Source organism: Leisingera methylohalidivorans DSM 14336 (assembly GCF_000511355.1).
GTDB lineage: Bacteria > Pseudomonadota > Alphaproteobacteria > Rhodobacterales > Rhodobacteraceae > Leisingera > Leisingera methylohalidivorans.
Genome location: NC_023135.1, coordinates 108011 through 120437, shown reverse-complemented (window position 1 = coordinate 120437; position 12427 = coordinate 108011). Strand labels below are relative to the sequence as shown.

At 60.6% G+C, this 12427-nt stretch carries 13 protein-coding genes; 2 read left to right on the top strand and 11 right to left on the bottom strand.

Translation table 11 applies throughout. The features are described from left to right. The gene (locus tag METH_RS00610; protein WP_024088457.1) at positions 1-1170 is read left to right on the top strand and encodes a lytic murein transglycosylase; all 1170 of its coding nucleotides are present in this window, start codon (positions 1-3) and stop codon (positions 1168-1170) included. Here METH_RS00610 and METH_RS00605 read toward each other — a convergent pair. The 4 genes from METH_RS00605 to METH_RS00590 form a co-directional block, all read right to left on the bottom strand. Continuing rightward, positions 1167-1511, bottom strand: a complete 345-nt coding sequence (locus METH_RS00605; protein WP_342667062.1) for a hypothetical protein — start codon at positions 1509-1511, stop codon at positions 1167-1169. The genes METH_RS00610 and METH_RS00605 overlap by 4 nt on opposite strands. A 70-nt stretch (positions 1512-1581) precedes the next feature. Next, entirely contained in the window at positions 1582-2049 is a 468-nt protein-coding gene (locus tag METH_RS00600) for a YbjN domain-containing protein (RefSeq protein WP_024088455.1), read from the bottom strand. Positions 2050-2108: 59 nt separating this feature from the next. After that, positions 2109-5564 carry a chromosome segregation SMC family protein gene (locus METH_RS00595; protein WP_024088454.1) on the bottom strand — a complete coding sequence of 1152 codons (3456 nt, stop codon included), beginning with the start codon at positions 5562-5564 and terminating at the stop codon, positions 2109-2111. Between the two features lie 165 nt (positions 5565-5729). Next, complete coding sequence (locus METH_RS00590; RefSeq protein WP_024088453.1) at positions 5730-6938, bottom strand: aminotransferase-like domain-containing protein; 1209 nt, start codon at positions 6936-6938, stop codon at positions 5730-5732. A 158-nt stretch (positions 6939-7096) separates the two neighbouring features. Between METH_RS00590 and METH_RS00585 the strand changes: the two genes are divergently transcribed. Then, entirely contained in the window at positions 7097-7867 is a 771-nt protein-coding gene (locus METH_RS00585) for a FadR/GntR family transcriptional regulator (protein ID WP_024088452.1), read from the top strand. 324 nt (positions 7868-8191) lie between these two features. Here METH_RS00585 and METH_RS23705 read toward each other — a convergent pair whose 3' ends face one another. The 7 genes from METH_RS23705 to METH_RS00555 form a co-directional block, all read right to left on the bottom strand. After that, positions 8192-8413 (bottom strand): hypothetical protein, encoded by a 222-nt coding sequence (locus METH_RS23705; protein WP_156927422.1) that lies wholly within the window; start codon positions 8411-8413, stop codon positions 8192-8194. Between the two features lie 185 nt (positions 8414-8598). Beyond that, positions 8599-9159 (bottom strand): F0F1 ATP synthase subunit B, encoded by a 561-nt coding sequence (locus METH_RS00580; protein ID WP_024088451.1) that lies wholly within the window; start codon positions 9157-9159, stop codon positions 8599-8601. A gap of 4 nt (positions 9160-9163) precedes the next feature. Then, the gene (locus METH_RS00575; RefSeq protein WP_024088450.1) at positions 9164-9712 is read right to left on the bottom strand and encodes a F0F1 ATP synthase subunit B'; all 549 of its coding nucleotides are present in this window, start codon (positions 9710-9712) and stop codon (positions 9164-9166) included. 88 nt (positions 9713-9800) lie between these two features. Then, complete coding sequence (locus tag METH_RS00570; protein WP_008205040.1) at positions 9801-10037, bottom strand: F0F1 ATP synthase subunit C; 237 nt, start codon at positions 10035-10037, stop codon at positions 9801-9803. An 84-nt stretch (positions 10038-10121) separates the two neighbouring features. After that, the gene (locus METH_RS00565) at positions 10122-10922 is read right to left on the bottom strand and encodes a F0F1 ATP synthase subunit A (protein WP_024088449.1); all 801 of its coding nucleotides are present in this window, start codon (positions 10920-10922) and stop codon (positions 10122-10124) included. Positions 10923-10962: 40 nt separating this feature from the next. After that, complete coding sequence (locus METH_RS00560) at positions 10963-11307, bottom strand: AtpZ/AtpI family protein (RefSeq protein WP_425412315.1); 345 nt, start codon at positions 11305-11307, stop codon at positions 10963-10965. A 196-nt stretch (positions 11308-11503) separates the two neighbouring features. Continuing rightward, entirely contained in the window at positions 11504-12400 is an 897-nt protein-coding gene (locus tag METH_RS00555) for a DMT family transporter (protein WP_024088447.1), read from the bottom strand. Positions 12401-12427: the final 27 nt, after the last annotated feature.

Sequence of the window (12427 nt, the reverse complement as noted above, 5' to 3'; positions counted from 1 at the left end):
ATGCGCCTATTACCCTTCGTCCTTGCAGCTGGGTTGCTGCCTGCGGCAGCAACTGCCCAGTGCGGCGGCGGCTTTCAGAATTTCGTAAAGCTGATGAAAGATGAGGCGGTGCAGGCCGGCTTTGACACTGCCACTGTCCACGCTTTCTTCTCCGGTACCCGGCAGGATGCCAGCGTGCTCAAGGCTGACCGGGCCCAAGGTGTGTTCCAAAAGCCCTTCATCGAATTCACCCGCCACCTGATCTCGCAATCCCGAATCAAGCGCGGGCGCCAGATGGCCCAAAAACATGATGCCACTTTCCAGCGGATTGAGAACACCTATGGCATTGACCGCGGTGTGCTGCTGGCGTTCTGGGCCTTCGAGACCGACTATGGCGGCTATCAGGGTGATTTCAACACCCGCGATGCGCTTGTCACGCTGGCCCATGATTGCCGCCGCCCAGCGCTGTTCCGCCCGCAAGTCTTCTCGGCGCTAGAGCTGTTCAGCCAAGGTAATTTCGCCCCCAAACGCACCACAGGCGCATGGGCGGGCGAGATCGGCATGGTGCAGATGCTGCCTGGAGACATATTGAAATATGGCGTCGATGCCGACGGCGATGGCCAGGTCAGCTTAAAGACGTCTGCCGCCGATGCACTGATGTCGGGCGCGCGAATGCTCTCGCATTTGGGTTGGCAGCCTGGGCAGCCCTGGCTGCAGGAAGTCAGCATCCCCGAGGATCTTGACCTGACGCTGACGGGCACTGCACGCAAGAAATCCGTTGCCCAGTGGCGCAGTCTGGGCGTCTCCGCGCGGGACGGCAAACTGCCCGATCCTTCCTTGCGCGCGTCGCTGCTGCTGCCGCAGGGCCACAAGGGGCCGGCCTTCCTCGCTTATCCCAACTTTGAAGTCTACTTTAAGTGGAACCAGAGCTTTACCTATGTCCTCACCGCAGCCTATTTTGCCAACCGGCTGGAAGGCGCAGAGGTCTATAGCGCCGGGCAACCCGAGAACGGATTAAGCGGCACTCAGATGAAACAGCTGCAGCATAAACTACAGGCCCGGGGCCATAACGTTGGCGATATCGACGGCATTCTTGGCGCCCGCACCCGGGTTGCCGTGCAAAAAGAGCAGGCCCGCCTCGGCCTGCCCGCCGATGCCTGGCCCACTCCGGTGTTGCTGCAGAAACTTTAACGCACCGGGAACCGCTCGCCTCTTTCCGTTATCAGGATAACGCGGCTGCCGTTGCGCACATACAGATCGCAACGGTCAAACCCGTTGGCGAACTCCACGCAGATGCTACCGTCCCCGGCAACCCGGTAGGTGCCCCAGGCAGTACCGCCGCCATTCTCCGCCGAGTAAGTATAAGCATAGGCGCCATCGCTGCCGTACAGCGACTCGCCGCCGTCATAAAAACGAAAAGACTGCCCCGCCAGTGCCTCCAGTTCGCCTTGCACCAAGGGGATGTCGCCGGGCCGCAGCGGCCAATCGCCGGCTGAGGCGCTGCCTGCCATCAGAGATAGGAAAAGGGGCATGATCCGTTTCATGCCCCGACTTTAGCGGTTCACTTGTTAAGTCCGGGTCACAATCCGGTGACAGATGGATTTACCAGTCGATGAAAGCTTCAAAATCCTGCATTGCGCGGTTCCAGATCCCCACGGCCTGAGCAAAATCATCCGGGCTCATCCCATTACCGCCCAGGAATACATCCATCTCGATCCGGGCCGAGCCCTCTTCCGAGACATAGCCGCGGGCAAAACGGTTTTCACTGTTCCACTCGTTTATCTTGGACAGGCGCACGCTGCCATCTGTCTGATAGCCGGAAAAGAACTGGATGGCCTCGCAGTTGCGGTTGTTATCGCAACCGTAGTAGTAGACCGAGAAATCGTTCCCGTAGTACTCAACTTTCAGGTTAGGGTCGCCAACGCTGTCAGTGGTTACGTCAACCTTGGCTCCCTCATCCTTGAAGAAGTTGGCAACACTATCGCCAGTCTTGGCCACCACATTCTGGGCCGTCGCGGCAATCGGCATCATCAGGACCGCGGATATGGCAATTGCTTTGAGCATATTCATTCGTCACCCCACTGGGAAATTTCGCAACCAAAAGCACCAATTCCATTAGTGCCTCTGCATTAGGCCACCATCGCCTCTGCTTTCTTCAGGTCAACCGAAACCAGCTGGCTGACGCCCTTTTCCTGCATGGTGACCCCAAACAGCCGGTCCATTCGCGCCATCGTCACCGCGTGGTGAGTGATGATCAGGAAACGGGTGTCAGTCTGGCGGCACATTTCATCCAGCAGGTCGCAGAACCGGGTGACATTGGCGTCGTCCAGCGGTGCGTCAACCTCGTCCAGCACGCAGATCGGCGCCGGGTTGGACAGGAACACTGCAAAGATCAGCGCCATCGCTGTCAACGTCTGTTCGCCGCCTGACAACAGCGACAGGGTCGACAGCTTCTTGCCCGGCGGCTGGCACATGATCTCAAGGCCCGCATCCAGCGGGTCATCGCTTTCGACCATCACCAGATTGGCTTCGCCGCCGCCGAACAGATGGGTGAACAGCATGGCAAAGCTGTTGTTCACCTGCTCAAACGCGGTCAGCAGCCGCTCGCGCCCCTCGCGGTTGAGGCTGGCAATGCCGTCGCGCAGGGTCTTCACCGCGCCTTCCAGGTCCAGCTTTTCCGCAACCAGCGTGTCATGCTCGTTCTGCACCCCGCGGGCATCTTCCTCGGCGCGCAGGTTGACCGCGCCCAAGGCATCGCGCTGGCGCTTATAGCGGTCGACGTCGTGTTCCAGACCTTCCGAGGCAGGCATCTCATCCGGTGCTACACCCAGTTTCTCCAGAAGCGCCTGCGGGGTTATCTGCTGCGCTTCGATGATCCGCCCCGCAGCTTGGGTGACGGCTTCCCTGGCCGCATCACAGCGCGCCTCGGATCGCGCCCGCGCCTCGCGCGCCTCGGAGGCCAGCCGCTCGCACTCGCGCTCCTTGTGGACCCCCTCGCGCAGCTCGGCCTCGGCCGCGACCAGCGCCTCTGTTGCAGCCGATTTTCGGGCCTCGACCTCGGAAATCGCCTCGTTCAGCTCTGCGCGTTTACCGGCAATCTCGGCTGGAACCGCATTGGCCTCTTCCAGCTCCTCCTGCGAGGCCTCGCGGCGTTCGGCCAGTTCCTCGATCCGCTGCTCCGCGCTCTCCAGACGAAGGCGCCAGCCCGAAAGTTCCTTGGTCACCTCCTGTGCACGCTTGGTGCGGGCTTCACCCTCGCGGCGCAGCTCGTCATGGCTGGAGCGGTGGGTCAGCATGGTGATCCGCGCCGCCTCGACCGACTGCTTGATGTCCTCAACTACCGTGCGCGCCTGGTCAAGATCGCCAAGCTCAGCCAGGGCCTTTTCCGCCTCTTTCAGCTGCAGACTGGCGTTCAGCGCATCTTCTTCATGGCGCGAAACAGCGATGCCAAGCGTTTCAAGCTTGCCTTCTGCAAGATTCCTGTCGGCCTCAGCCCGGCTCAGCGCGCGGGCCGCATCCGCCACCCGCTGGTCCGCCACGCGGCGAGCCTGGCGGGCGTTATGATCGGCCAGTGTTACCTCTTCCAGCTTTCGCAAGAGCATTTCATGCGCAGCGCGGGCGCCATCCGCCCTGGCGCTGACGCGCTCCATCTCCTGCTTCAGCGCTTCCAGCTTGTTCAATTGCTCCAGCCGCATCGCTGCTGCACTTGGCGCATCCTCAGCCCAGGCACGGTAACCGTCCCAGCGCCACAGATCACCTTCTATGGTCACCAGGCGCTGCCCTGGCTTCAATAGCGCCTGCAGCCCTGCTGCGGCATCGCCATCCACTAGTCCGATCTGCGCCACCCGGCGGGACAGGGCATCAGGACCGGAGACATACAACGCCAGCGGCTGCACGCCAGCGGGCAGGGCGGCATCCTGATCATAACCGGACAGCGCCACCCAGCCAGTCGGCCCGTCCGCCTCCGCCAGCGGCGCGCGCAGGTCATCGGCCAATGCTGCACCCAGGGCCTTTTCATAGCCCGGGGTCACGGTCAGTTCATCCAGGATCTGGCCGCCCTCGGCTGTATCCCGCTCCACCAGTTTCGCCAGCGCTGTAACCTCGGCACGCAACGCGCCCAGCCCGCCTTCGGCTTCCGAGCGCTGCGAACGTGCTTCACCCTCCCGGCTCTGCGTCTCGGTGCGGGCCTTATCCGCGTCGGCCAGCGCCTCTTCAGCCATTTCCGAGGCCTCGCGCGCCTCTTCCTCAGCCGTGACTGCAGCTTCGAATTTGTCCGCCGCCAGCTCCAGCGCGTTCCTGGCCTCCCGCTGTGCGGCACGGGCTTTCTCTGCCTCTTCCCCGGAGCGGCCAAGCGCGCGCTGGCAGTCTTCCACCCCGCGGCGTGCTGATTGATGGCGGGCTGCCAAGCGGGCGACATCCTCGGTCACCTGCGCCAGATGGTCCTCGCGAGCCTGCAGGACCGAACCCGCATCGCGTGCCAGCTTCGCCGCCTCAGCCATTTTACTGTCGTGCCCGTCACCAGCCTTGGACAGCTCGCGCTGCTCCCATTCCAGCCGTTCGATGGTTTCGCCAGCGTCCTTGTTCAGCCCGGTCTCGCGCTCAATATCGTTGCCCAGCTGCACAACCCTGCTTCTGAGCCGTTCGATCGTCTGGCGCGCCTGCGCCTCCTGATCGCCCAGCGAGTCCCGCTGCACCACCAGACGCTGCAAAATAGCGGCTGCGATGGCCTCTTCTTCGCGCAGCGGCGGCAGTATCGCCTCTTGAGATCCTCGCTGCGCTGCCGCCGCACGGACCAGTGCTTCGGCCTTGGCGGCCTGCTCAACCCGCACCCTCAACTCATTTTCCGATGCCAGCCGCGCCTCATCCGCTTCGCGCCAGCGGCGGTACAGGAGCATGCCTTCGGCCAGCCGCAGCTTCTCGCCGATCTCGCGGTAACGCTGCGCCTGCCGCGCCTGCTTTGCCAGTTGTGCCAGCTGTGCGGCCAGCTGTTCGATCACGTCGTCGACACGCAGCAGGTTGGCCTCGGTGCTCTTAAGCTTCAGTTCGGCCTCGTGGCGCCGCTGATAGAGGCCGGAAATGCCCGCCGCCTCTTCCAGGATGCGTCGCCGCGCCTTGGGTTTGGCGTTGATCAGCTCGGCAATCTGCCCTTGCCGCACCAGGGCCGGCGAATGCGCACCGGTCGAGGCATCGGCAAACAGCATCTGCACATCACGCGCCCGCACGTCCTTGCTGTTCGACTTGTAGGCACTGCCCACATCGCGCGTGATGCGGCGCACGATCTCCAACCCGTCGGACTCATTAAACCCCGAAGGCGCCAGCCGCTCAGAATTGTCGATCTGCAAGCTGACTTCGGCAAAGTTGCGCGCGGGACGCGACGAGGTGCCGGCAAAGATCACGTCCTCCATGCCGCCGCCGCGCATGGCCTTGGCGCGGGTCTCGCCCATCACCCAGCGCAAAGCCTCCAAAAGATTGGATTTGCCGCAGCCATTTGGCCCCACAACCCCGGTCAGCCCATCGGCAATGACCAGTTCGGTAGGATCAACAAAGCTTTTGAAGCCGTTCAGCCTGAGCTTGGAAAACCGCAAAGCCGCCCCTTCGTGATTCCGTATCGGGAAAGTTCAGCGGTTCCTAACGTGTGTGTCAACGCTCCGCACCCCCAAATCGGGGCAAACCAAATGTAATTGGCACCATATCTTGTGGATAACCCGTGCGATCCGGCGGTCTTTTGCCAAGCCGGCGCTGTCCCGAAGTCAGACAGAGCGCAACAGCCGCCCCAGCCGGGCTATCCCCTCCTTAATGGCCGCATGGTTGGAGTTGGAAAAGCTAAGCCGCATCGTGTTCTGGCCGCTGTCATCGGCAAAAAAAGCCTGCCCGGGCACAAAAGCGACCTTCTCCGTCTCAAGCGACCGGGCCAGCAATCGGGCCCCATCCGCGCCGTCTGGCATTGTCATCCAGACAAACATCCCGCCCTCGGGCCGGGTCCAGTCTACCCCCTCCGGCATGTGTTCCTCCAGGGCCGCCAGCATCACGTCACGGCGCCGCTGATAGACCGCGTGCAGCTGCTCAACATGCGCGTCAAAGCAGGCCTCGGCCACCGCATGCACTGCCATCTGGTTGACAGTGGACGTGTGCAGGTCCGCCGCCTGTTTCAGCAGCACCATCTGCGATATTACCGGCTTGGCCGCCACCGCCCAGCCGATCCGGACTCCTGGCGCCAGCGTCTTGCTGAAGGTGCCGCAATAGACCGTGCGGCAGTCCTCGAGCGAGCCTTTCTGCTCCAGTTCCAGCGCCAGCACCGGCGGCACGGCCTCGCCATCATAGCGCAGTGACTGATAGGCTGCGTCTTCAATGATCGCACAGCCCAGCACCTCCGCCAGCTCCAGCAACTGCAGCCGGCAGGTGCGATCCAGGGTCTCCCCGGTCGGGTTAGCGAAATCCGGCGACAGATAGGCGAATTTCACCGCGCTGCCCGCCTCAGCCGCGCCTGCGGCATAGCTCTCCGCAGTCCGTTTCCCTTTCAGCGACAGCCGGTCATAGCGTGGCTCATAGGCGTTAAAGGCCGCCAGCGCCCCCAGGTATGTCGGCCAGCCCACCAAAGCGGTGTCGCCAGGCGTCAAAAACAGTTTACCTAAATAGTCCAATGCCTGCTGGGAGCCGGAGGTAATCAGCACATTGACCGGATCACAGACTATTCCAATCTTTGCCATCTCCCCCACAATCCATTCGCGCAGCGGCATATATCCCTCGCTCACCGAATACTGCAGAGCCATGGCTTGCCGTTCTGGTGTAAGCGCATTCTTGAAAGCTTCGGCAAATTCATCCGTCGGGAACAGCGCCGAATCCGGGATGCCGCCGGCAAAAGAGATAATATCCGGCTGGTCCAAAAGCTTCAGCAACTCGCGGATTTCCGACGCCTTCATCCGCGCGTTCCGGCTGGAAAAGATCTGGTCGAACTGCATCCTGGCTCTCCTGGCTTGGTATTTAGTGTCACGGTAGGAGAGTCCAAAATAAAGTCAACAATACTGACCTAATGTTGCAGCCTTCGTGACCCGACCTGCCCTTGCGGCCTCTTCCCTCGCGTGGTCATATGATTTGACCAATTCAGACGAGCCCTCGCATGCCATTTCAGAAAGTTCAGCCCGAAAAACTCTCTGCCTCTGTCGTCAAGCAGATCGAACAGTTGATCCTGCGCGGCATCCTCTCACCCGGCGAACGGCTGCCTGCTGAACGTGAACTGGCCGAACGGCTGGGCGTTTCCCGCCCCTCCCTGCGCGATGCCATCGGCGAACTGCAAGCACGCGGGCTGCTGACGTCCAAGGCAGGCTCCGGCGTGTTTGTGGGGGATGTTCTGGGATCAGCCTTTTCGCCGGCGCTGATCCAGCTCTTTGCCACCCATGACGAGGCAGTGTTCGACTACTTGTCCTTCCGCCGCGACATGGAAGGGCTGGCGGCGGAGCGCGCGGCCCGGTTCGGCTCAGACTACGACCTGCAGGTGATCCAGGCGATCTTTGACAAGATGGAAGCGGCGGGCAACCCGGCAGTATCAGAAGAGGCCGCCAAGCTCGACGCCCAGTTCCACTCCGCCATCATGGACGCCAGCCACAATGTGATCATGCTGCATATGATGCGCTCAATGTTCGATCTGCTGCGCGAGGGTGTCTTCTACAACCGCCGCATCATGTTCCAGCAGCACACCACTTACGAGGCTCTATTGGAGCAGCACCGCGCCATCAACTCCGCCCTGCAGGCCCGCGACCCGCAAGCGGCTCGCACCGCGGTGGAAGCGCATCTGGACTATGTCAAACAGGCCCTCACCGACCACCAGCGCGCCGAGCGCAACACCGAAGTGGCACGGCAGCGGCTGGAGCACGAGACGGGCAAAGGTTGAACAGGGAACTGTAGCCGTTTCAGAGCTCAATCGGTCTGGGGCACAGTTCCACTAGCGAACAAAACCTGTGGATACCCCTTCACGTGAAAGACGGCTTGGACGAGCTCCTTTGCGACCAAAAGTAACCCAGGCCAAGCGCGATGCTAGCGCCTCCAACCGTCTTGAGCATACTGGCAATGAGTGGGCAATTTGGAGCATCCGGGCACTTTTGATTTCGCCATTGGATGGATAATATCTGCCGTTAATAACATCACCCGCCTCGTGCGGTTTGGGAGACGTCCAGATACTTGCTGAGTACTCCACGAGTCGGCCATCATCCTCCACTTAAAGGACTGGCCTGGACACACGGCCGTTTTCGCCGTCTTTCGCATCCACACAGACAATAGAAACATCCAATTCGATGGAATTGGCTTCGAAGCCGCTTTCCGTAGCGCCGAACCTTATTCCGGCTGCCGTAAAAAGCGGACCAGCAAAGATGAGGATGTATTTTATAGTTTTGACGCTTTGAACGAAAAAATTCGATGCCGTTGATGGAAATCCTGACATATCACCCTTAGTTTAAAGCCCTGTTTTACCACACGCCGTTCAAGGCCAGTTTTCAAAGTCAGTCGGCAAAAGCTGAGTTAAGCTGATGCTTTTGCATTTTAGATGGAAGGCAACCTTCTACTCCACGAACGAAAAAACCCGGCCACATGGGCCGGGTTCTTTAATTTTCTAGGTGTCAGCGCAGCTTAGTGCAGCTTGGCGTCCACATCTGCGATCGCGGCGTCAATCAGCTTATTGGCTTCGGTCGCGGTCATCTGTTTCGAGATCACCTCATCCGCCGCAGCAACTGCGATTGATATCGCTTGATCGCGTACTTCCTTCACAGCCGAAGCTTCCGCTGAAGCGATTTGTTCTTCAGCAGCCGCCAGACGGCGGGCGATGGAGGTTTGCAGGTCCGCTTTTGCCTGTTCCGCTGCACGGGCAGCTTCGTCACGGGCAGCAGCGACAATTTGATCGGCCTTAGCCTGAACTTCCTGCTGCTTGCGCTCGTAAGACGCCAGAACAGTCTGGGCCTCCTCGCGCAATGCACGGGCTTCGTTCAATTCGTTCTGGATGCCTTCTGCACGGCTGTCCAGCTGGCCACCCAGCATGCCCGGCACTTTGGCCAGCAGCAGGATGCCTACAAACAGAGCAAAAGCCAGCAGAACGACAAAATCGGTGTTGCCCAGCGAAAAGAACGGACCTGAAGCGGCCAGCGCAGGGCTGGCAGCGCCAAATGTCAGGGCAAGGGCGAGAATATTGCGCATGTCCTTATCCTTTCGTCCGCTCGGCAACTGCCACGGCAATTGCGTCTGCGTCTGCCGAACCGCCCAGCGCAGTTACCAGCGCCTCTGCGGTATCGGTGGCAACAGCCTTCACGCTTTCCAGCGCCCCGGCCTTGATTTCGGCGATTGCCTTTTCGGACTCGGCGGCCTTAGCAGAGATCTGTTCGTCTGCTTTAGCAATTGCCTTATCCAGCCCGGCCTGAATTTCCGCGCGGGTCTCAGCAACGATGCGCTGAGCTTCGGCACGGGCATCCGCCAGAGCTTTGTTATATGCATTCTCGGCCTCGACAGCCTTGGCTTTCAGGTCTTCAGCCGCAGCGAGGTCGTTGGTGATGGTCCCCTGACGCTCGGCCAGCACCGCGGCAATGCGGGGCAGCGCGACGCGCGACAGAATGAGGTAGATCACGACCAGGGCGACCACGAGCCAGAAGATCTGGTTCCCGAAGGTCGAGAAGTCCAGCTGCGGCATGCCCGGAGCAGACCCGTGCGCTGCGTCTGCGGCGCCGTGTGCTGCGTCTTGCGTATTAGATGCCATGTCGTCCTCCTTGGGAACTTGCCGTTACACCGGGCAGTGCAGATTTAGGCCGCACTGCCCGGCCGTAAGGAAATAGGTTCCTAGGGTCTTAGACGGCGAACATCAGCAGCAGCGCGACCAGGAACGAGAAGATGCCCAGTGCTTCTGCAAATGCGATGCCGATGAACAGGGTTGCGGTCTGGCCGGCGGCTGCCGACGGGTTGCGCAGAGCGCCTGCCAGGAAGTTGCCGGCAACGTGGCCCACACCGATTGCGGCTGCGCCGGAACCGATTGCTGCCAGGCCTGCGCCGATGAACTGACCGAGTTGTGCGATATCGCCTTCCATGAGTATTCTCCTTACGATGGAATGTGGTGATTTAGGGTCTGGGTGAACCGCCAGGCTCACCCGGTAAACTTTCAGATCCCGGCCTTAGTGGCTCGGATGCAGCGCATCCTTCAGGTACACGCAGGTCAGGATGGTGAAGACATATGCCTGGATGAAGGCCACCAGAACTTCGAGTGCATAAACCGCAGTGATCGCGAAAATCGGCAGGAAGCTGAACAGGCCCAGCGCGCCTGCAAAACCTGCAAACACCTTCAGAACCGCGTGGCCGGCCATCACGTTGCCAGCCAGACGGATGCTGTGGCTGACGGGACGCACGAAGTAGGAAATCAGTTCGATGATGGCCAGGATCGGGCGAAGCGCCAGAGGCGCGCTCGACACCCAGAACAGGCCCAGGAAACCGGCGCCGTTCTTGACAAAGCCAACGATGGTCACAGTGAAGAACACCAGCCCGGCCAGGATCGCGGTCACGGCGATGTGCGAGGTGGTGGTGAAGGACATCGGCAGCAGGCCCAGGAAGTTGGCCATCACGATGAACATGAACAGGGTCATGATATAGGGGAAGAACTTGACGCCATCCTTGCCAGCCACGTCCTCAACCATCTTATAGATGAAACCATAGGCCAGTTCCGCAACCGACTGGGCGCGGCCCGGCACGATGGCCCGGCGCGACGATCCGAGCACCAACAGCGCGAACACGGCTGCAACGGCCAGAGCCATCCACAGAGTTACGTTGGTTGGGGTGTACCAGGAAATATTATCTCCAAACAGCGCCTTCACATTGAACTGATCCATCGGGTGGATTGCCAGTTTTGATTCCGCCGGAGCGAAAATCAGGCCGGATACCAGCACCAGCGCCAGCGCTGCGTAAAAGAAAATTTTGCCCATCAGTCCGCTTCTCCTGTCGCCGGTGCCCGATCCCGTCGGATCAATCCCGGTCTTGCGCATTTTTGTCGGCCTCTTCGGCCAGTTTCTGTTCCTGGATCTCTTGCGCGGTGCGAAGCATCGTCTTCACCCCAGCCGCCAAGCCCAGCATTACAAACAGCACCATGAAGATGGGCAGGGTACCAAACAGATGGTCCAACCCGTATCCGATGCCAAAGCCGATCCCAAGACCGGCCACCAATTCAATCACCATTCGCCAGGCCTGATTGGCCATCGAATAATGCTCATCCGCACGCGGCTTGGGCTCTTGGGCCTTACGCGCCGCCGCCAGCTTCTCCTCCAGCTGCGCCATGCGCTGCTTTTGGTCGTCGTCGGTCACGGGCGCCATCCTCACGCGAATTCCTGAGAACGGTTGCTAAGGCCAAGGAGCTTGGGAGTCAATTACAAGGATTGAAACTTGGATTCTGGATTAACCATTTGAAAAAGAACAGCTAAAAACGCAACACTGCGTCCCGCGCGCTTCTGCCGCGCCGCCTGTTAGCGCCCGAACTTCGAGGAATCCATATTCAACCAAAAGGTTGATTTTAGCGGGCCGGCGGTTTTACCAACCGCCAGCGCACGATCCGTCCGTCGATCAGCAACAGCCCCAGAAGGATCGCCGCCATGCCCCACAGGTGTTCCGGCAGCAGTTGCTCATTCAGAATATAGGTGCCCAGGAACAGGGCCGAGACCGGCGCGATCAGCGTCGGCAGGGTAATGTTGGTCGGTCCAACCTTGGGCAGCACCCAGTAGAATGCGATGAAAGCCGCAGAGGTTAGAACAAAGCCGATAACGAACAACGAGATCCAGGTCTCCATCCGCGTCACATGCGGCGCGCCTTCGCTCCAGACCGCCAGCGGCGCAATCGCCGCGGTCGCCCCGGTCAGCGCGATGGCCACCAGAACCACCGGTTCCATGTCCCTGAAGCTGCGGGCGATATTGACTGAAAAGGCGTAACACAAAGGCGCGCACAGGGTGATCAGCACAGCCCAAATCTCTGAAGATTGACCAGTCTCCAGCAGCGGCAGCGACAACAGGACGATGCCAAGAAAGCCGCAAACCACCCCCAGCGACTTCAGCCCCGTCGCGCGCTCGCCACCGGGCCAGAAATGCGATACAACCACCGCCAGCGCCGGGGTAGTCGCATTAACAATCCCCGCCACGCCGCTGGCGATATGCTGCTGCCCCAACGCATAAAACGCAAAAGGCCCAGCATAGCTGAGCACCCCAAAGCCAAACAGCGCCAGCCAGCGCCCCGGCTCCACCGGCACCCGCTTGCGCGACGCCAGCACAAAAATCCAGCAACCCAGCGCACCGAACCCCACGCGCCCCATCGACACCGACAGCGGTCCCAGCTCGCGCAGCAGGATCGCGTTGAACATGAACGACATGCCCCAGCCGATGCCCAGGATGAAAATTACCAGCCAGTATTTCAGTGCCACGCCCTGCCCCTCCCCACAGAAGTGCCA